This is a genomic window from Curtobacterium sp. MCSS17_016, from assembly GCF_003234255.2.
In the GTDB taxonomy this organism is placed as follows: Bacteria; Actinomycetota; Actinomycetes; order Actinomycetales; family Microbacteriaceae; genus Curtobacterium; species Curtobacterium flaccumfaciens.
This window is the reverse complement of sequence record NZ_CP126254.1, coordinates 439600-459633: the sequence shown is the minus strand read 5'-3', so window position 1 is coordinate 459633 and position 20034 is coordinate 439600. Positions and strand designations below refer to the sequence as shown.

18 protein-coding genes are annotated in these 20034 nt (G+C 71.4%); 10 read left to right on the top strand and 8 right to left on the bottom strand.

Annotated elements, in window-relative coordinates; translation table 11 throughout:
• Positions 1 to 7 precede the first annotated feature (7 nt).
• Positions 8 to 1201 carry an NAD(P)/FAD-dependent oxidoreductase gene (locus DEJ19_RS02305; RefSeq protein WP_110864985.1) on the top strand — a complete coding sequence of 398 codons (1194 nt, stop codon included), beginning with the start codon at positions 8 to 10 and terminating at the stop codon, positions 1199 to 1201.
• A gap of 138 nt (positions 1202 to 1339) precedes the next feature.
• On the opposite strand, the gene DEJ19_RS02300 is transcribed toward DEJ19_RS02305, so the two are convergent.
• The 4 genes from DEJ19_RS02300 to DEJ19_RS02285 form a co-directional block, all read right to left on the bottom strand.
• The gene (locus DEJ19_RS02300; RefSeq protein WP_111233096.1) at positions 1340 to 2410 is read right to left on the bottom strand and encodes an alpha/beta fold hydrolase; all 1071 of its coding nucleotides are present in this window, start codon (positions 2408 to 2410) and stop codon (positions 1340 to 1342) included.
• Between the two features lie 70 nt (positions 2411 to 2480).
• Positions 2481 to 3356 carry an SMP-30/gluconolactonase/LRE family protein gene (locus tag DEJ19_RS02295; RefSeq protein WP_111233095.1) on the bottom strand — a complete coding sequence of 292 codons (876 nt, stop codon included), beginning with the start codon at positions 3354 to 3356 and terminating at the stop codon, positions 2481 to 2483.
• A gap of 79 nt (positions 3357 to 3435) precedes the next feature.
• Positions 3436 to 4269 (bottom strand): DUF1206 domain-containing protein, encoded by an 834-nt coding sequence (locus DEJ19_RS02290; protein WP_111233094.1) that lies wholly within the window; start codon positions 4267 to 4269, stop codon positions 3436 to 3438.
• A 76-nt stretch (positions 4270 to 4345) separates the two neighbouring features.
• Complete coding sequence (locus DEJ19_RS02285) at positions 4346 to 5512, bottom strand: RtcB family protein (RefSeq protein WP_111233093.1); 1167 nt, start codon at positions 5510 to 5512, stop codon at positions 4346 to 4348.
• Positions 5513 to 5972: 460 nt separating this feature from the next.
• On the opposite strand from DEJ19_RS02285, the gene DEJ19_RS02280 reads away from it, so the two are divergent.
• Together DEJ19_RS02280 and DEJ19_RS02275 are read left to right on the top strand one after the other, a co-directional pair.
• Complete coding sequence (locus tag DEJ19_RS02280) at positions 5973 to 7793, top strand: glycoside hydrolase family 15 protein (RefSeq protein WP_111233092.1); 1821 nt, start codon at positions 5973 to 5975, stop codon at positions 7791 to 7793.
• A gap of 46 nt (positions 7794 to 7839) precedes the next feature.
• Positions 7840 to 8442, top strand: coding sequence for a DnaJ family domain-containing protein (locus DEJ19_RS02275; protein WP_111233091.1), 603 nt, complete (start codon positions 7840 to 7842; stop codon positions 8440 to 8442).
• 409 nt (positions 8443 to 8851) lie between these two features.
• Here DEJ19_RS02275 and DEJ19_RS02270 read toward each other — a convergent pair whose 3' ends face one another.
• A complete protein-coding gene (locus DEJ19_RS02270; protein ID WP_110865654.1) occupies positions 8852 to 9535 on the bottom strand; it encodes a hypothetical protein in 684 nt (227 codons plus the stop codon).
• A gap of 195 nt (positions 9536 to 9730) precedes the next feature.
• On the opposite strand from DEJ19_RS02270, the gene DEJ19_RS02265 reads away from it, so the two are divergent.
• The 6 genes from DEJ19_RS02265 (at position 9731) to DEJ19_RS02240 (ending at position 14837) form a co-directional block, all read left to right on the top strand.
• Positions 9731 to 12187, top strand: coding sequence for a phosphoketolase family protein (locus tag DEJ19_RS02265; RefSeq protein WP_111047858.1), 2457 nt, complete (start codon positions 9731 to 9733; stop codon positions 12185 to 12187).
• 93 nt (positions 12188 to 12280) lie between these two features.
• Entirely contained in the window at positions 12281 to 12505 is a 225-nt protein-coding gene (locus DEJ19_RS02260; RefSeq protein WP_111233634.1) for a hypothetical protein, read from the top strand.
• Between the two features lie 84 nt (positions 12506 to 12589).
• Positions 12590 to 12805 carry a hypothetical protein gene (locus tag DEJ19_RS02255; protein ID WP_111233633.1) on the top strand — a complete coding sequence of 72 codons (216 nt, stop codon included), beginning with the start codon at positions 12590 to 12592 and terminating at the stop codon, positions 12803 to 12805.
• Between the two features lie 33 nt (positions 12806 to 12838).
• Positions 12839 to 13522 carry a fumarylacetoacetate hydrolase family protein gene (locus DEJ19_RS02250; protein WP_111233632.1) on the top strand — a complete coding sequence of 228 codons (684 nt, stop codon included), beginning with the start codon at positions 12839 to 12841 and terminating at the stop codon, positions 13520 to 13522.
• Between the two features lie 153 nt (positions 13523 to 13675).
• A complete protein-coding gene (locus tag DEJ19_RS02245) occupies positions 13676 to 14650 on the top strand; it encodes a sugar phosphate isomerase/epimerase family protein (protein WP_181441571.1) in 975 nt (324 codons plus the stop codon).
• 10 nt (positions 14651 to 14660) lie between these two features.
• A complete protein-coding gene (locus tag DEJ19_RS02240) occupies positions 14661 to 14837 on the top strand; it encodes a hypothetical protein (RefSeq protein WP_181433403.1) in 177 nt (58 codons plus the stop codon).
• A 300-nt stretch (positions 14838 to 15137) separates the two neighbouring features.
• On the opposite strand, the gene DEJ19_RS02235 is transcribed toward DEJ19_RS02240, so the two are convergent.
• From DEJ19_RS02235 to DEJ19_RS02225, 3 genes are all read right to left on the bottom strand, one after another.
• Positions 15138 to 15296 carry a hypothetical protein gene (locus DEJ19_RS02235; RefSeq protein ID WP_181441570.1) on the bottom strand — a complete coding sequence of 53 codons (159 nt, stop codon included), beginning with the start codon at positions 15294 to 15296 and terminating at the stop codon, positions 15138 to 15140.
• 155 nt (positions 15297 to 15451) lie between these two features.
• Positions 15452 to 17986, bottom strand: coding sequence for an ATP-dependent DNA ligase (locus tag DEJ19_RS02230; RefSeq protein WP_111233630.1), 2535 nt, complete (start codon positions 17984 to 17986; stop codon positions 15452 to 15454).
• Positions 17983 to 18873, bottom strand: a complete 891-nt coding sequence (locus DEJ19_RS02225) for an SDR family oxidoreductase (protein WP_111233629.1) — start codon at positions 18871 to 18873, stop codon at positions 17983 to 17985. The genes DEJ19_RS02230 and DEJ19_RS02225 overlap by 4 nt, the downstream gene beginning before the upstream one ends.
• 135 nt (positions 18874 to 19008) lie before the next feature.
• On the opposite strand from DEJ19_RS02225, the gene ku reads away from it, so the two are divergent.
• Complete coding sequence (gene ku / locus DEJ19_RS02220; protein WP_111233628.1) at positions 19009 to 20034, top strand: non-homologous end joining protein Ku; 1026 nt, start codon at positions 19009 to 19011, stop codon at positions 20032 to 20034.

Here is a 20034-nt window from a genome sequence, read left to right as displayed (position 1 = left end):
AGGCGTCATGACCGACTTCCGCTACCTCATCGTCGGCGGCGGGATGGTCGCCGACGCCGCTGCCCGTGGCATCCGCGAGCTCGACACCGACGGGTCGATCGGCATCCTCAGCGAGGACGTCGACCGGCCCTACGCCCGGCCCGCGCTCTCGAAGAAGCTCTGGACCGACCCGGACTTCAGCTGGGACGACAAGGTCGACCTGCACACCGAGGAGACCGGGGCGCAGTTCGTCCTGGGAACCGCGGTCACCGCGATCGACCGTGCCGCGAAGACCGTCACGACGGCCGACGGCGCGACCCACGGCTACGAGCGGCTCCTGCTCGCGACCGGCGGGAAGCCACGCGGGCTGCCGGGGCTGTCCCCGTCGGCACGCGTGCTCGACTACCGCAGCGCGTCGGACTACCGCCGGCTGCGTGAACTCGCGGACGCCGGAGCACACGTCGCCGTCGTGGGCGGCGGGTACATCGGTCAGGAGATCACGGCGGGCATCGTGCAGAACGGCGCACGCGTCACGCTGGTCGACCCGGACGAGGTCGTCGGCGGACGGATGTTCCCGGAGGACCTGGCACGGGCGTTCCAGCAGCGCTTCGTCGACCACGGCGTCGAGCTCCGCACCGGCCGCCGGGTGTCCGAGGGCACCGAGACGGCCGACGGCGTGCGGCTGACGCTCGACGACGGCTCCGTGGTCGAGGCCGACGCGGTCGTCGCCGGACTCGGCATCGAACCCGCGACGCAGCTCGCCGCCGACGCCGGCCTCACCGTCCGCGACGGCATCGTGGTGACCTCGACGCTGCTCACCGACGACGACTCCGTGTTCGCCGCCGGTGACGTCGCCGAGTACCCGGACCGGATCCTCGGCACCCGCCGGGTGGAGCACGTCGACAACGCGCAGCAGCAGGGTCGGCAGGCCGGCCGCAACCTGGCCGACGCCGACGAGACCTACGACCACACGCCGATGTTCTACTCCGACGTCTTCGACATGGGGTACGAGGCCGTGGGGCAGGTCAGCTCCAAGCTCCGCACGGTCGAGGACTGGCAGGACCCCACCGTGACCGGCGTCGTCTACTACCTGGACGACGACGACACGGTCCGGGGTGTGCTGCTCTGGAACGTGTGGGACAAGACCGACGAGGCCCGCAAGGTGCTCGCTGAGGCGAACGCGCTGACGCCCGACATGCTGCCGGGCCGCATCACGCCCTGATCGCTCGCCCGTCGCTTTGGTCGCGACGGCCTGGAGGCCCGGTGCCCGTCCGTCGGACCGGCACCGGGCCTCCAGGCGGTCACCCGCAGATCGCGGCGGACGCTGCTTCGACAGTGCTGGCTACTTCGACCGTGCTCGCTACTTCGACTCCGGCGCGACTTCGTCGACGACCGCCCGGCGGTCCGCCGGGTCGACCGGCAGGTCGTCGCCGTCCGCCATCGCGACGGCGTGCGCGGACTTGGCCGCCTCGAGCGTCTCGTCGTCGTTCCGGGCCATCCCGAACAGCTCGATGAAGCGCGACTTGACCAGCAACCAGGCGTCCCCCGGGCTGAGCCGCGCCAGGTCCGACGACGTCGAGTGGTCGCGCACCCGCTGCAGCGACGACACGCCCCGGTCGGGGATCCGGTGGTCGACGTGCGCCACGGCGAGCCGCGCGACCGCGTCGGCCTGTGCGTGCATGACCGAGTGTGCGCCGTCGACGACCTCGCGGAGGACCGCGTACGGGAACACCCGCGCCAGCCGACGGACCCAGTCCCGCGGCACCATCGCGTCGTGCTCACCGCGGACGATCAGGGTGCGGGCCTGCACGTGGGCGGCGCGCTCCTCGATCGGGAACGCGATCATCCGCGGCAGGACCTTCCGGAACCAGTGCCACCCGCACAGTGCGTACGCCGTGATGCCGTGCCAGCGGACCGCGGCGGGCTCGTGCAGCGTCGACCGGAGGAACCGGAACGCCGACTGCCGCACCGTGCGTGCCGACGAGTCGACCACCGGGCTGATGAGCACGAGGTCGGAGATCCCCGGGCGGCGGGCGGCGACCTCGGTGACGACCTGCGTGCCCATCGAGTGCCCGACCAGGACCGGGTCCTGGAGCCCGAGGTCGTCGATGACCCGCTCGACCGCGTCGGCGTAGCGCTCGATCGAGACCTTGCCGCGGAACCGCGGGACCCCGGCGAAGCCCGGCAGGTCGAGCGCGTGCACCGGCCCGTTCTCGTTGAGGTGCGGGGCGAGCCGCTCGTAGTAGGTCGAGGCGATGCCGAGCCCCGCGACGAGCAGGAAGGCCCGCTCGCCCGGCTCACCGATCGAGCTCACCCGGACGTAGGTGCCGTCGACCGCGACCCGGTCCACCTGCACCGTGACGTCGGCGTCCTCGGCCTGGGCGAGCTCGCCGGCCGGGTCCGGCCGCGGTGCCTGGCGTTCGTCGTCCACGTGGGTCTCCTCCGGTCGGGCGGTCGCCCAGGATACCCGGCCGCCGTCCGCGCGGGCGGCGACGACGTGCTCAGCCGCTGAAGGTGTTCGCGGGGAACCCGTGCACCGTCGTCGGCACCGCGAAGACCGCCCCGGACCGGGGCGCCTGCTCCAGGTCCTGCTCGGTGAGGTTCTCGCGGGCCGTCCCGACGAAGAGCGTCGACATGTCCGGGCCGCCGAACGCCACCGACGTCGGGTTGGCGACGGGGAGCTCCACCGTCTCCAGGTGCGAGCCGTCCGGCCCGTAGCGCTCGACGCGGGACCCGCCGTAGATCGCGCTCCAGAAGCAGCCCTCGTCGTCGCGGACCATGCCGTCGTGCGCCTGACCGACGATGAACGGCTCGAGTTCGCCGAGCTCGCCGTCCGGGCCGTACGACCCCCGGAAGACCGTCGAGGCACTGGTGTCGGTGACGTACATCGTGCTGCCGTCCTCCGACCACTCCATGCCGTTCGTCACGCCGAAGCCGCCGCGGAGCACCCGGGTCGTGCCGTCGGCCTCGATCGAGTAGAGCGCTGCGTCTGGCTCGCCGGTCGTCACGTTCATGCTGCCGACCAGGAACCGGCCGAACGGGTCGCACTTGCCCTCGTTGAACCGGTTGCCCGAGGTGCTGTGGGTGACGCGGGTGATCTCACGCTCCACGGATCCCTGCTCGTCCGTCACCACGACGGTGTCGCCGAGGGCCGCGACGAACCCGCCGGAGGCCCGGGGCTGGAAGCTCGCCAGCGGGGGCGGCAGCGGCACGCTCGAGCGCACGGTGCCGTCGGCCTCAGCGGTGTTGAGGGTGCCGAGGGTGATGTCGGCCCACCGGAGCAGCTGTGCGGACGGGTCCCAGACGATGCTCTCGGCGAGGACCGCTCGGGCGTCGGCGAAGACGGTCGCGGGGCCGGTCGTGACGTTGGTGCTCATCGACCCCGTCTACCGCGGGGGCGGTCCGTGCTCGCTCAGGCGTGCGTGCGTCGGCGGCCAGCGCGGCAGCGCCGGCGGGTCAGAGGCGGGCGAACCGCGCGCGGAAGAAGCTGTAGACGCCGAAGGCCAGGAACCCGATGCCGATCGCGACGAGGACGAACACCCCACCGGGCATGCTCCGCACCGCGTCGAACGCGGCGTCGAGGCCGGTGGCCTGGTCGGGGTCGCTCTGCAGCCCCGCGACGGCGATGAGCACGCCCACGATGACCACGGCGACGCCCTTGCCGACGTACCCGACGACGCCGAGCACGGTGACCACGCGGTCGAGCTGACCCGACGGTCGCGTGATCTGCTTCCGGAACGACCGGCGGCAGCCGATCACCACGAGCCCGATGCCGACCGCGACCGCGATCGCCCCGGCCAGGACCAGCACGAACACTCCGCCCGGTGTCGCCAGGGTCTTCGCCGCGGCACTCTGCGACGAGCTGCTCGAGCTCGACCCGGCACCGAGCGCGTACGAGGCCGCCGAGTAGGCGATCACGCCGTAGACCACGGCCTTCGCGACGTCCTTCAGCCGGGCGAGCCAGCCCCGGGTGGTGTCGGAACGGCCGCCGACGATCGCCTCGACGACCAGGCGCACGGTGAGTGCGGCCGTGCCGACGGCGATCAGCCAGAGCAGGAACACCCCGCCGGGGACCGCGGCGATCTGCTGCAGCGCACCGGACTGGTCCGTCTCGCCGCCCGAGGACGCGTTGCCGATCCCGAGCAGGATCGCCAGGTACCCGATCAGCAGGTGGACGATGCCGCTGCCGACGAACCCGGCGCGTGCCGTGACCTCGAACCAGCGGCTGTCGGCCGCCCGCCGGACCTGTCGTCCGGTTTCCTTCGCTGCGTGCTCCGCCTTGTCGCTCATCACGCACCAGCGTGCCCGACGCGTGCCGTCCTGTCCGGGGCGCGCCGGGGCTGTGCGGTCCGCCGGTGGGCGCGTCTCAGTCGCCCTTCACGTTGACGACCTGCCGCAGGGTGTGCCGGATCGACACGAGGTCCTCGGCGTCCGCCATGACCTGGTCGATCGGCTTGTAGGCCGCCGGGATCTCGTCGAGGAACGCGTCGGTGTCGCGGTACTCGATGCCGGTCATCGCCTCGCGCAGCTGCTCGTGGGTGAAGGTCCGCCGGGCAGCGCTCCGCGAGAACAGCCGACCCGCACCGTGCGGGGACGACTCGAGCGATGGCTTGTTGCCGAGCCCCTCGACCACGTACGACGCGGTGCCCATCGACCCGGGGATCAGGCCGGGCTGACCGGCCTTCGCCTGGATCGCACCCTTGCGTGAGACCCACACGGACTTGCCCCAGTGCGTCTCACGCTGCGTGAAGTTGTGGTGGCAGTTGATCCGCTCGCGCTCGTCGACGGGCGTGCCGACGGCCTCGGACAGCTGCCGGACGACGCGGTCCATCATCTCCTCGCGGTTGAGCAGCGCGAAGTGCTGGGCCCACCGCAGCTCGGCGATGTACCGGTCGAACTCCGGCGTGTGCTCGACCAGGTACGCCAGGTCGGGGTCCGCCAGCTGGATCCACCACCGCTCCATCGCCTTCTTGGCGACCTTGATGTGGCGCTGCGCGATCTTGTTGCCGACGCCCCGCGACCCGGAGTGCAGGAAGAGCCAGACCCGGTCCTGCTCGTCGAGGGAGACCTCGATGAAGTGGTTGCCGGACCCGAGCGTGCCGAGCTGGTTCCGCCACCCGCCGTGCACGCCGTCCGGGTCGAACCCCGCGGTCTCGGCCATCGCCTCGAGCTCGGCGATCCGGGGTGCGGCGGTCGCCACGATCTTCCGGTTCGACGCACCGGCCGACAGCGGGATCGCGCGCTCGATCTGCTCGCGCAGGCCCTGCAGGTCGGCGGGCAGGTCGGTGGCGGTGAACTGCGTGCGGACCGCGATCATGCCGCAGCCGATGTCCACGCCGACGGCCGCCGGCATGATCGCGCCGAGGGTCGGGATGACGGACCCCACGGTGGCCCCGAGGCCGAGGTGTGCATCGGGCATGAGGGCCAGGTGCGGGAACACGAACGGCATGCGCGCGGTCGTGCGGGCCTGCTGCTCGGTGTTGTCCTCGAGCATCGAGGCCCAGCTCAGCAGCCGGTCGTTGATCTTCTTCATGGAGTCGTCTCGCTTTCGTGACGGTCGAGGTGACGGTCCGAGACGGTCGTACGCCGAGCCTCCTGGTCGTCGCCGGACGTGGCGGACGGAAGGAAGCGGTGCTGACGAACGCCCCGGGCCGGGTGGGCACGGGGCGTCGTGGGACGTCGCGTGCCTACGCGGGATAGCGGAGGGACCACTGCTGCTCGGGCAGCACGGCGGCCGCGGCGAGCTGGAGCTCGACGCGTTCCTCGTTGTGCTGCACGGCGCGCATGCGCGGTCCTTCCGGTGTGCCCGGGGCGGGCGGTCTGCCTGATCGGCAGGAGGACGACGCTAGTGCGACACGCCCGGGATGCGCAAGTCGCGTCAGCGTGTCGGCGGGTCCGCGTCGGTTCTCCACAGGCGGGAGGCCCGGCGTGCGTTCTCCACGAGGGGTACGTGCGCCTGATGGTCGCCGCCGGGGCCGGGGCAGGCTGGACGCATGACCGAGCGCACGCGAGACACCCCCGACGCGACCGAGAACGAGGAACGGACCAACGGGTACGTCCCGCTCCGTTCGTACGGTGCGATCGGCGACGGGCGGACGGTCGCCCTCATCGCGCTCGACGGCCGGATCGACTGGCTGCCGATCCCGTCGATGGACTCACCGCCGGTGTTCGCGAGCATCGTCGACGCCGAGCACGGCGGACACGTCGCCCTGCGGCCGGTGGACGACCAGGCGCAGGTGTCCCGCGCCTACCTGCCGGGGACGAACGTGCTCGTGACGACCTGGACGACCTCGTCCGGCACCGCCACCGTGACCGACGCCATGGTCACCGGAGTGGCCGGACGGCTGCCCTGGGCCGAGATCGGCCGCTGCGTGCAGGGGGTCGAAGGCTCCGTCGAGATGGAGTGGGCGGTCGTGCCCGGCACGATCCTGAACACCGCGGAACCGCGCCGACTCGACACCGCGAACGGCACGGTGATCGGCGTCGACGGCGTGACCATAGCGATCGTCGAGCAGGGCTTCGAACCGGTGCACGACGACGGGCCCCGGTTCTCGGGCCGGTTCTCGACGACCGAGGGCTCGAAGTCGATCCTGACCATCGTCGGCACGTACGACGAGCCGATCTTCCTGCCCGAGCCGGAGCGCACGCTCGAAGGGGTCGACCGCACGATCGAGAACTGGTCGACCTGGTCGAAGGAGTTCAGCTACGACGGCCCCTGGTCGGACGCCGTCCAGCGCAGCGCCCTCGCCCTGAAGCTCCTGATCTTCGCCCCCACCGGCGCCATCGCTGCGGCCCCGACGACGAGCCTGCCCGAGGACCGCACCGGCGGGAAGAACTGGGACTACCGGTTCGCCTGGGTGCGCGACCTGGCGTACACGGTGCACGCGCTCACCCGCTTCGGCCTGCGCGAGGAGACGCACGCCGCCGTGTCGTGGGTGATGCGCACGATCGCCGAGCACGACGAGACGATGCCGATCTTCTACGGACTCGACGGGTCGAAGAGCGACACCGTCGAGGAGCGCGACGTCCCGGGCTGGAACGGCATCGGACCGGTCACGATCGGCAACCGCGCCGGTGATCAGCTGCAGCTCGGGGTCTGGGGCGACGTGTTCGAGATCATGCGCCAGTACGTCCGAGCCGGCAACGTGCTCGACCGCAAGACGGCTTCGGTGCTGCAGGACCTGGCCGATGACGCATGTCACCGCTGGGTGGAGCCCGACTCGGGCATGTGGGAGCTGCAGGAGGCGCAGCACTACACGACGAGCAAGATCGGCTGCTGGCAGGCGCTCGACGCGGCGGTCGAGCTGCACGACGCGGGGATGATCGACGGCCCGCGCGAGAAGTGGATCGAGAACCGCGAGCTCATCGAGGACTGGGTCGCCGAGAACGGGTGGAACGAGGAACTCGGCCACTACGTCATGTACCCGGGCACCGACGCGCTCGACTGCTCGATCCTGCTGCACGCGATGTCGGCGTTCGACCGTGGACCGCGCATGGAGTCCACGATCCGGGCCATCGAGGAGCAGCTGCAGCACGGGCCGCTCGTGTACCGGTACTCCGGCATCCAGGACGAGGAGTCCCCCTTCGTGGCGTGCTCGTTCTGGCTCGCCGCCGCGCTCGCGTGCGTCGGACGCATCGACGACGCGAAGCAGCTGATGGACGACATGGTCGCGCAGGCGAACGACGTCGGCCTGTACAGCGAGATGCTCAGCGCCGTCGACGGGGACTTCATGGGCAACATCCCGCAGGGGCTGTCGCACCTGGCGCTCATCCAGGCCGCGCTGACCATCGAAGAAGTCTCAGAGAAGTCCTGACCGGGCTGGGCGGCCCGTCGGGGGCGCGGGGCATCATGGTCTGACGATGAACGACGTCGATGCACGGATGGACCGGCTCCGCAGGGCCGCCCGCTACCGCTACCAGCAGCTCGTCGACCAGGAGATCGAGCGGGGGTCGCTCGACCCAGACGAGGTGCGGTCGGAACGCGAGGAACGTCGGCTGCTCAAGGCTGCCGACGTCGCCGCGCATGCCCGGGCCCAGATCGAGGAGGCCGAGCGCCGTGGGGTCTTCGAGGGCAACCCGTACCACGGCAAACCACTGCCGGGCCTCGACGGGCAGCACGACCCGGACTGGTGGATCAAGTCGAAGATCGAGCGTGAGGACATCCGGGGCATCGCGCCGCCGGCCCTGGCGCTCCGGACCGAGGACGCCGAACTCGACGACGCCCTCGACGCCCTGTCGCTCGAGACCGACGTGCGCGACGTCCTGGTGGACTTCAACGCTCGGGTGAAGGAGGCCCGGCGGCAGCTGCTCGGCGGGCCGCCGGTCGTGACGCCGATGCGCGACGTCGAGGCCGAGGTGCTCGCCTGGCGGGAACGCCGCGAGGTGCGCATGGCTTCGGCCGCGCGGGCTGCGGAGCAGGCGCGGCTCGAGGCGAAGCCGCGGCGGTGGTGGCGGCGGCGCTGAGCGGTACCGCGGTGCGGTGCGGTGCGGTGGGGTCCGGGCGCGATTTCGCGCTGAGCGACAGTTCTCGCGGACGTGAGCCCGTGAGGTGTCGCCCAGCCCATGACGACGGCGGCCGCCGGCCCGGCGTCCGCACCTGACGGACGGGAGGCCCGGTGCCAGCTGGCACTGGGCCTCCCGTCCGTCTGTGCGCCCGTTCTTTCCCATCGCGCGCGCGGTGGTTCGCAAGAACGGGCGTACCTGGTCGAAAGAACCGACCAGGTACGCCCGATTCCACCAGGTACGCCCGGTTCCGCCACGTATGCCCGGTTCCGCCAGGTACGCCCGGTACCGCACGACGCACGAGCCGCAACGCAAGTCGGCCCGGACCGCGCTGCTGCGTGGTCCGGGCCGACTGTGGTGGTGCGGGGTGTTACTTGATCTGTGCGGTGATGGTGGCGGTGCCGACGAGGAGGCCGCGCTTGACGGCGTCGGTGCCGAAGGTCTTGTTCAGCAGGCCGGCGGCGTCTTCGGAGATGTGGACGGTGGTGCCGGTGAGGATGGCGTTGTCGCCCTCGAGCTGGAGGGGCTTGAGGGAGCCGCCGTGCAGCTCGAACAGGAACGCGTTGGCCGCGGCGACCTTGCCGTTGACGAGGACGTCGCCGTAGAGCTTGGACGAGCCCGGGTTCACGACGAAGTTCTCCAGCGTGACGGTGGTGTCCCCGGCCTTCAGGGTCAGCCCCGAGTCGTCGTGGTTCAGCAGGCCCTGCACGTACGGGCGGTAGTTGCCATCCGGCGACCAGTAGGTGACCGACCCGGCGGTGATCGGGAACGACACCGACCCGTCAGCCAGGGTCGCGTCGCCCGAGACGCCGGGGGTGAGCTTGAGGGCGGTGAGGGCGTCGGTGAAGCCGGAGTCGAGCTTCACGGCGGTGGAGCCACCGAGGACCTCGGGGACCGAGGCGACGGGTGCGGGGATCTTCGACTCGGACGACGAGGACACCGTGTGCACGTTCGGGGTCGCGGCCTGGGCGGAGGAGATCCCGAACGCGGCACCGCCGAGGACGAGGGCGCCGGTCGTGGCGAGGGTGATGGAGGTCTTGAGGCTCTTACGCATCGTGATCAGTCCTTTGCTCTAGAGGCGCTCCGGCCGGTGGCCGAATGTGCACTGTGCACATACTGAGTACCGGCCAACTGTGACCGGAGAGCGCCCTGGGCTTTTGCCCTGTGCAAGTCATTCGGCGCCCCCGCCCGAACGGTTTGGGACGAGTTTCCTGAGGTGCCGCAACCCGGTGTTTCGTACCGTGTACCCATGGCTCCAGCACACATCTCCACCACCGACCGGCTCCGGGCGGTCGACGCCTGGTGGCGCGCCGCGAACTACCTGACGGTCGGGCAGATCTACCTGCTGGACAACCCGCTGCTCAGCCGGCCGATCGAACCCGACGACGTCAAGCCGCGGCTGCTCGGCCACTGGGGCACCTCCCCCGCACTGAACCTCGTGTACGCGCACTGCAACGCGCTGATCACGGAGACCGGGCGCGAGTTCCTGTACATCTGCGGCCCGGGGCACGGCGGTCCGGCGATGAACGCGAACGCCTGGCTGGACGGCACGTGGAACGAGCTGTACCAGGACGTCGACCTGCAGCGGTTCTTCCGCCAGTTCTCGTTCCCCGGCGGCATCCCCTCCCACGCCGCCCCGGAGACCCCCGGCTCCATCAACGAGGGTGGTGAGCTCGGCTACTCGCTGTCGCACGCCTACGGTGCGGCGCTCGACAACCCGGACCTCGTCGTCGCGTGTGTGGTCGGTGACGGTGAGGCCGAGACCGGTCCGCTCGCCGGTTCGTGGCAGGCGCACACGTTCCTCGACCCGGTGTCCGACGGCGCCGTGCTGCCGATCCTCAACCTCAACGGCTGGAAGATCGCGAACCCGACCGTCCTGGCCCGCATCCCCGACGAGGACCTCACCGCGTACTTCCGCGGGCTCGGCTACGACCCGATCGTGGTCGACTCCCGCCGCGTCGACGACGACCCGTACGCGGTGCACGCCCTGTTCGACGGTGCCCTGAGACGCGCCCTCGCCGGCATCGACGACATCCAGGCTGCTGCCCGCGCCCAGGCCGCCCGTGCCGCCGCGGGCCAGCCCGCCGGTGCTGCCGACCTGCGTCCGCGCTGGCCGATGATCGTCCTGCGCACCCCGAAGGGCTGGACCGGCCCGAAGGAGGTCGACGGTGAGCAGGTCGAGGGGACCTTCCGCGCGCACCAGGTGCCGCTGCCCGCGGTGCGCGAGGACGACGGCCACCGCGCCCAGCTCGAGGAGTGGATGCGCTCGTACCGCCCCGAGGAGCTCTTCGACGAGGACGGCCACCCCGTCGGCATCATGACCACGATCCGTCCGACCGGCGACGAGCGGATGAGCGCCACCCCGCACGGCAACGGCGGTCGACTGCGGACCGCGCTCGACCGGCCGCCGCTCGAGCCGTACGCGGTCGAGGCCGGTTCCACGGCGTCGGCCACGGGCACGCTCGGCCCCTGGCTCGCCGCACTCATCGAGAAGAACGCCTCGACCTTCCGGCTGTTCGGCCCGGACGAGACGATCTCGAACAAGCTCGACGCGGTCTTCGACGTGACCTCGCGCGTCTGGCGGGCCCAGCGCGCCGCCGGCGACGAGCACCTCGCCGCACGCGGGCGGGTCACCGAGGTCCTGTCCGAGCACCTGCTCGAGGGGATGCTCGAGGGCTACGTGCTGTCCGGTCGGCACGGGATGCTCAACACCTACGAGGCGTTCGCCCACATCATCGACTCGATGGTCGGGCAGTACGCCAAGTGGCTGGAGTCCTCGACCGACATCGACTGGCGCGTGCCGGTGTCCAACCTGTCGCTCCTGCTCTCGTCGCACGTCTGGCGACAGGACCACAACGGGTTCTCCCACCAGGACCCCGGGTTCCTCGACGTCGTCGCGTCGAAGCAGCAGGACCTCGTCCGGATCAAGCTGCCGGCCGACGCCAACACGCTGCTCGCCGTCGCCGCGCACGCGATGGAGACCACGGACCGCATCGAGGTGATCGTCGCGGGCAAGCACCCGGAGCCGGTCTTCCTGTCCCTCGACGACGCGGTCGCGCACGCGCAGGCCGGACTCGGCGTGTGGGACTTCGCCGGCACGGAGCAGGCCGTCGGGAAGGTCGACGTCGTGCTCGCCTGCGCCGGTGACGTCCCCACGGTCGAGGCGATCGCCGCCACCGACATCATCCGGAAGCACGCTCCCGGCGTCGGGGTCCGCGTGCTCAACGTCGTCGACCTGCTGGCGCTCGGCGACCCGCGCAAGCACGAGCACCCGATCCCGGACGAGCAGTACGACGCGCTCTTCCTGCCCGGCACGCCCACGGTCTTCGCGTTCCACGGGTACCCCACCCTCGTGCACCAGCTGACGTACCGCCGGAACGGGCACGACGACCTGCACGTGCACGGGTTCCTCGAGCAGGGCACGACGACCTCACCGTTCGACATGCTCATGCGCAACGAGATGGACCGATTCGCCCTGGCCCACGACGCCCTGACGCGGGTGGACGCCGAGGCGCACGCCGATCTGCTCACGAAGCTGTCCGAGGCGCGTGACGCCGCGCGGACGTTCGCGTACACGAAGGGCGAGGACCACCCGTCCCTCGCGGGCTGGGAGTTCGCGGGCTGGCCGCAGGACGAGCCCGCCAGCGGCGGGACCGGCGGCGACCCGGGTGCGGGCGAGACCGAGGCGGCCGCGCCCGGCAACTGACGCACTCCTCCACAGGCCTGGAGGCCCGGAGCGCCCTCCACAGGACCGGTCACGCCCGCCGCGTGGCCGGTTCCGTGCTGTCAGGGTTCCGGCATGGACATCGGCTGGATCAGCGCGCTCGTGTCGGTCACGAGCGCGTCCGTCGCGCTGGGTGCGCTCGTCGCCTCGGTGCTCGACGGGCGCGCAGGACGGCGAAATGCAGAGTTCTCGGCGCACCGCGACCTGTGGTGGCAGCGTTGGTCGTGGGTCGCCGACCGGGCGACCTCGGACGACGAAGGACAGCGGACGGCCGCCGGTGTGATGTCGCTGCGCTGGTGACCCGCAGTTGGACGACCGCGGACGACCGCTGGGTCGGCCAGGCACTCGACGACCTGACCGCAGCGACGATCGAAGGAGCGAACGATGATCTCGAAGCTGAGTGACAAGGACTTCAAGCGCTGGCTCGACGGACGTGAAATGACGACGCCCGCACTGCTGGCGGACCCGCACTACGGGCCCATGATGCGGGCGAAGGGCGCCGAGGAAGAGCTCCGTCAGGCGCGCATCGAATGGCGCGAACGCCAGGAGCGCGCACGGGCGCGGAAGCTCAAGGACGAGGCGTCCTTCGGTGAGAGCTGAACCGATGCCCTGCGAGCCTGCCACGCTGGGACCGTGACCGAACTCGTCATCCCGGCCCCGAACCTCCCGACCGTGCCCACGACGACGGGCGCGCGTTTCCCCGTCCGCCGTGTGTTCTGCGTCGGCCGGAACTACGCCGCGCACGCCCGCGAGATGGGCCACGACCCGGACCGCGAGCCGCCGTTCTTCTTCACCAAGCCGGCAGACGCGGTCGTGGTCGACGGGGCCGACACCCCGTACCCACCGCTGACGCAGCAACTGGAGCACGAGGTCGAGCTCGTCGTCGCGATCGGCACCGGCGGCACGGACATCGCAGTCGCCGACGCCCTCGCACACGTCTGGGGGTACGCCGTCGGGATCGACCTCACCCGCCGCGACCTGCAGGCCGAGGCGAAGCGACTCGGGCGCCCGTGGGACACGGCCAAGGGCTTCGACGCCTCGGCACCGATCGGCGTGCTCACCCCGGCGGCCGAGGTCGACCCGACCAGCGGCGCGATCGAGCTGACGGTGGACGGGGGACTCCGGCAGTCGGGCGACCTGGCCGACCAGATCTGGTCGGTCGCCGAGACGATCGCGGCGCTGTCACGGTCCGTGGCGCTCGCGCCCGGCGACCTCGTGATGACCGGCACTCCTGACGGTGTCGGCGTGCTCGAACGCGGCGCCGTGCTCGTCGGCACGATCGCCGGCGTCGGCGAGGTCCGGACCCGGATCGTCTGAAGCACGTGTCGGCGATGTGTCGACGGGCTGGGAGCGTTCGCAGGCAGTACGGGTAAGTCTTGGGCATCGTCGCGGGTGGGGCCCGCGGCGGACACGGGGCGGCGCATCGCGACGGGGCGACGCGGACACCTCGGGACTGCCGGAGGTACGACCGTGCTGGAACACGACCTGCTCGCCACGTCCTGGACGTGGGCGGGCGACGAGAGCATCCGTGACCGCGTGCACGCCGTCGGCGCCGCCGGGTTCGCCGGCCTGTCGCTGTCCCTCGACGATCTGCACGAGGTCCGCGCGACGACGGGATTCGCCGAGCTGCGGCGCATGCTCGACGCCGCCGGCATCGTCTGGGTCCAGCTCGGACCACTCGACCGGTGGTGGACGTGCACGAGCCGCACCCAGGACGAAGACGCAGACCGCGGGGTCGTGCTCGAGGCCGCGGCGACGCTGAGCGCCTGGCAGGTGGTGGCGCGCGCCGACACCTCGTTGCCCGGAGCCTCCCCCGCGACGATGGCCGACGACTGGGTCGTGCTCGCCGACCAGGCCGAGGCGGTCGGAGCACAGCTCGTGCTCGAACCGGAACCGTGGTCGAACCTGCCCACGATCGAACGGGCCTCCCGCTTCGTGGCCGCTGCCGGACACCCCAACGGCGGCCTGCTCATCGACGCCATGCACGCGCTCCGCGGCGGTTCCACGCTCGCGTCGATCCGGCAGGGTGTCGCACCGGGGGTCCTCGCAGCCGTCGAGCTGAGCGACGGGCTGCTGCACACCCCGAGCGGGATGACCCTCGCCGAGGAGTCCCGGACGGCACGGTACCTGCCCGGTGCCGGAGCGTGGGACCTGCCCGGCTTCGTGCGGACCGTGCGCGAGCTCGGGTTCGACGAGCCGTGGGGCGTCGAGGTCCGGACCCCGGCGCACCGGGCGATGCCCGTCCGCGATGCGCTCCGGACGGCCGTGGCCGCCACCCGTGCGGTGCTCGACGCCGCCGACGCGTTCGGCGCGCCGGCCGCCCCGGCGATGCCCTCGACGCCCGCACCGACGTCCGCGGTGGACTTCGAGCCACCGCACACCGGCCGGCACGACCCGACGAACGGAGCCCGCCGGCGGGACGCCGACACAGGGACGCCCGCGTAGGTTGCTGGGCATGACCGATCAGGCAGCACACGACGACGACCTGCTCCGCCGTTCCCAGGAGTCCATCGACGAGGCCAAGGCCGCCGCGGCCGAGGTGGTCGAGCCGGAAGAGGACGAGCTCATCGAAGAGGACGCACCCGTGGCCGACCACGCGGTGCCCTCCGACGGCCCTGCACCCGCGGCCTGACCCCGTCCTGATCCGACAGGATCCCCCCGGGACAGACGAGATCGCCGGGCGACCATCGAGGTCGCCCGGCGATTCTTCTTGCCGCTCGTGTGACGATCCGGTCACTCGGCACGTCTCCCCAGTGGACCCACCGGTCGCGCTTCGGCGAGCCCGGTGCGGGGCCTCGTGGTCGGTCTCCCTGAACCGGCGGATCACGTGCCCCGGCGACGGTCCGTGCGCTCCCTGATCCAGCGTGCGGGCCGTCGGGTTTGTTCGCTCCTGTCGGTCGCGTCGGTCGGTCAGGCGCTCAGACCGCCCCGGTCACTCGTCGTCCTCGTCCGCGAGGAAGTCCGCGTACCGGACCTCGGTCTCCGTGGCGCCGCTGCCCGGTTCGACGGTCCGCTGCGACAGGTCGTCCCCCGTGATCGCGACGCGTTCTGCGGCCGTGTAGGGCGGCAGGTACTTGCTCGAGTTCATCATCGAAGCCCCCTTCGTCCCGGCGAACGTAACAGCCGATGGCCGATCGTGGCCAGCGGGGCCGATACTGTCCCCCGCCCGGGCACGGTACGGGGGACGGATGTTCGCCAGCGGCGGACCCCATGCGCACGCATGCGGAGCCGAGGCCGGAGCGCGGGTCAGGTCTCCCGCACGACGTCGTCCGGGTCCTTGTCCACGCGCCACCCACGCCACGACGGCTGGCGGAGCCGTCCGTCGCCGGTCCACTCGGCGAACTCGACCTCGCCGACGCGCTTCGGCGTGACCCAGTGCGCATCCCGAGCGTCAGGTCGTGGGACGTCGACGAACGGCGGGGTCTTCCGTTCCAGCGGTGCGAGGACACCGGCGATCTCGTCGAGGTTACGGTCACGGAACCCGGTGCCGACCTTGCCGACGTACTCCAGCCCGTCGGGGCCGGGCACCCCGAGCAACAGCGACCCGATCCCGCCGGCACGCCGACCGCTGCCCGGTTTCCAGCCGCCGACGACGACTTCCTGCGTGGCGTGGTGCTTGAGCTTCAGCCAGGCCTCGGACCGCCGGCCCTCGGCGTACTTCGACGACCGCTTCTTCGCGACGACGCCCTCGAGGCCCTGCTCGCGCGATGCGGCCAACACCGCGTCGAGGTCGCCCTGTACCGCCGGCGGCACGTCGATCGCACCGCCGGGGTCCACGACCGTCTCGAGTGCCTGCCGCCGGGCGTCGTAGCCGAGCCGCGTGAGCTCGTGCCCGTCCGCCTCGAGCACGTCGAACAGCAGGAACCGCACGGGCGTCGTCTCCTGCGCGCTCCGGACCTCGCGTGCCTTCGTCAGGCCCATGCGGTTCTGGAGCAGCTGGAACGAGGGTCGGCCACGATCGTCGACGGCCACGATCTCACCGTCGAACACGCCGTCCACGCCGGCCCGCTCGCCCAGTTCCTGCAGCTCGGGGTACTGGGCCGTCAGGTCGTTGTCGTTGCGGCTGCGCAGGGTCACCGACCCGTCGCGGACCGTCGCCAGCGCGCGCACCCCGTCCCACTTCATCTCGAAGGCCCAGTCGGCCGGGTCCAGCCGGGGCGCCCCCTTGGCCAGGGTCGCCTGCATCGTCCGGCGCTCCGACGGCGGGGTCTCGGCGTCCGCGGTCCCGCTGATCCGTCGCTGCCCGGCCCCGTGCGCATCGCCGTGGCCGCCCGACGGCCCATCCGACCGTCGCGCCACCGCCGGCCCGGCAGAGCCGCCGCCGTCCGCCAGCCGTTCGGGTTGCTCCTTCGTGCGGTGGATCAGCCAGTTCTTCTCGTCCCCGCCGCCACGGCCGCGGGTGTGCAACAGCGCGAGGCGACGAGCGCCGCCAGCCCGACCGTGCAGCGTGACGATGACCTCCTGCCCCTCGCGCCACTTCTCGAGCTCGTAGGTGCCGTCGTCCCAGATGGTGACCGTGCCGCCGCCGTACTCGTCCTTCGGGATCGTGCCCTCGAACGACCCGTACTCGAGCGGGTGGTCCTCGGTCTGCACGGCCAGGTGGTTCTTGCCCGGGTCGGTCGGCTCGCCCTTCGGCAGGGCCCAGCTCACCAGCACCCCGTCGTGCTCGAGCCGGAAGTCGTAGTGGTCGCGGGTGGCGTGGTGCTCCTGGATGACGAAGGTCGGTGTGCCGTCCTTCCGCACCGTGGGAGCGCCCTCGGGCACGGGCTCCGGCGTCTTCGAGGCGTCCCGCTTCGCCCGGTAGGCGGCGAGCCGGTCACGTGCGGGCTGCTCGGCATCGTTCGCCCGCTCGGTCCGGTCGCTGTCCCAGTGACCGTGGTCGTCGCGTCCGACGGCCAGCGAGGCGGAGGCGACCGGGTGCAGGAAGTCCCCACGGGCATCCAGGCGTTCGAGGACCTCGTCCAACGTGAGCTGCGCGAGCCCGCGTTCCTCGAGTTCCTTCCAGGTGCGGGGCGCCGCGACCGTCGGCCGCTCGCGGCCGCGCAGCGAGTACGGGGCGATGGTCGTCTTGTTGCCGTTGTTCTGCGACCAGTCGACGAAGACCTTGCCCTTCCGCTCGGCACGGCTCATCGACGACAGCACCAGGTCCGGCAGGTCCGTCTCGAGGGCCTTGGCCAGCTCGTGGGCGACGTCGGAGACCTGCGCGGTCGTCGCCTTGCCGTCGAGCGCCGCGTACAGGTGGATGCCCTTGGAACCGGACGTCACCGGGTACGGGTCGAGCCCCATGCCGTGCAGGATCTCGCGCGCGGCCACGGCGACCTCGACGCACTCGGGCAGCCCCACGCCGTCCCCCGGGTCGAGGTCGAGGACGAGCCGGTCCGGGTTCTGCTGCGCGCCGCGTGGGCCGAACCGCCACTGCGGGACGTGCAGTTCGAGCGCGGCCTGCTGCGCCATCCACACCAAGGTCGGCAGGTCGTCGACGATCGGGTACTCGTTGTCGTGTTCCGCGTGGTGGATGGTGTGGTGCCGCACCCAGTCGGGTGCCGAGTCGGGCAGGTTCTTCTCGAAGAAGACCTTGCCCTCGACACCGTTGGCCCAGCGCTTCCGGGTCACCGGGCGGTCCTTGACGTGCGGGATCATCCACGGCGCGACCCGCTCGTAGTACTCGATCACCCGACCCTTCGTGGTGCCGGTCTCGGGGTAGAGCACCTTGTCGGTGTTCGTGAGCGCGAGCCGCCGGTCCCCGACCAGGACGACGGTCTTGCGCGAGGCGGGACTCACAGCGCCACCCCGGTCGCTCCCGCCACCGTCAGGGTCGTGCCGGACGTGTACGACGACTCGGGCCCCGCCAGGTAGACGTAGGCGCTGCCGAGCTCGACGGGTTGGGCGGGACGGCCGAAGGGGGTGTCCTGGCCGTACGCCGCGATCTCGTCGCCCGGGTAGCTGATCGGCTGCAGGGGCGTCCACACCGGCCCGGGCACCACCGTGTTGGCCCGGATGCCCTTGCTGGCGAGCTGCCGCGCGAGCCCGTTCGTGTAGGTGATGATCGCGGCCTTCGTCGCGGCGTAGTCGATCATGCGGTCCTGGGGCTGGTGGGCGGACACCGAGCTGGTCGTGACGATCGAGCTGCCCGGCGCCATGTGCGGGACCGCAGCACGGACGAGCCAGAACAGCGAGTACAGGTTGACCTTCATCGTGCGGTCGAAGTCCTCGGTGCTCTGCACGGTGACGTCCTCGTGCACCTGCTGGTGGCCCGCGACCAGCACGAGCGCGTCCAGGCCGCCGAGCTCGCTGACGGCGTCCTGCACCAGGATGTCGCAGAAGGCCTCGTCCGTCAGGTCGCCGGGCAGCAGCACCGCCTTGCGCCCGAGGTCACCGATGACGTCGCGGACCTGTTCGAGGTCCTCGCGTTCCTCGGGCAGGGCGTTCAGGGCGACGTCGGCCCCTTCCTTCGCCATCGCGATCGCCGCGGCGCGCCCGATGCCGGAGTCCGCGCCCGTGACGAGCACCCGGTACCCGCGCATCCGCCCGGTGCCCAGGTAGCTCGTCTCGCCGTGGTCGGGGGCGGGGTCCATCGCACTCGCCAGCCCGGACCCCTGCTGGGTCTGCGCGGGGAACGGCGGACGGGGGAACTGGTCGCGCGGGTCCTGCTTGTCGAGCTGGCTCATGGGCCCATCGTGCTCGCGCCGGCCTCGCGGCGGTCCAGCGAACCGGACATCCGTGGAACGATCCCCCGGACGGCGGACCTGTGGAGGAACCGACGGCTCCGGGCACGCACGCGTGCGGGCGGGCATCATGTGCGCATGAGGTCGATCTGGAAGGGCTCCATCGCGTTCGGGCTCGTCAACGTGCCCATCAAGGTCTACGCGGCCACCGAGACGCACGACGTGTCCCTGCACCAGGTCCACGACGACGACAAGGGCCGCATCCGGTACAAGCGGGTGTGCGAGTTCGGCCACGAGGTCGAGTACGCGGACATCCAGCGTGCCTACGACGACGGTGACAAGACCGTGGTGCTCACCGCGGACGACTTCAAGCAGCTCCCCGAGGAGCAGTCGCACGAGGTCGAGGTGCTCGAGTTCGTGCCCGTCGACCAGGTCGACCCGATGATGTTCGAGAAGACCTACTACCTCGAGCCCGACTCGCGCTCGCCGAAGGCGTACGTGCTGCTGCGCGAGACCCTGGCGAAGACCGACCGCCTGGCGATCGTGCAGTTCACCCTGCGCCAGAAGACGCGGCTCGGGGTGCTCCGGGTGCACGACGAGGTCATCCTGCTGCAGGGGCTGCTCTGGGGCGACGAGGTCCGCGCCGCCGACTTCAAGACCCTCGACACGACGGTGAAGGTCAGCGCCAACGAGCTGAAGATGTCGTCCTCGCTCGTCGAGAGCATGTCCACCGACTTCGACCCCGACCGCTACACCGACTCCTACCAGGAGGAACTGCAGCAGCTGATCGACGCCAAGCTCGAGGCGGGCGACGACATCGACACCGAGAAGACCTTCGGCGCGCAGGACGACGAGGACGACGACGACGAGGGCGGTGACGTGCTCGACCTGATGGCCGCCCTGCGTGCGTCCGTCGACAAGAAGCGGACAGGAGGCTCGGGGTCGCGTTCGTCGTCGACCGCACGCTCGTCGTCGGGTTCCGCCTCGGGCACGTCCGGCTCGGGCACGTCCGGCTCCGGCAGGAAGGCGCCGGCGAAGAAGGCGCCCGCGAAGAAGGCTGCGGAGAGCACGGCCGAGAAGGCCCCCGCGAAGTCGGCACCGAAGAAGGCCCCGGTCAAGAAGGCTCCGGCGAAGAAGCCCGCCGCGAAGAAGCAGGCGAGCTGA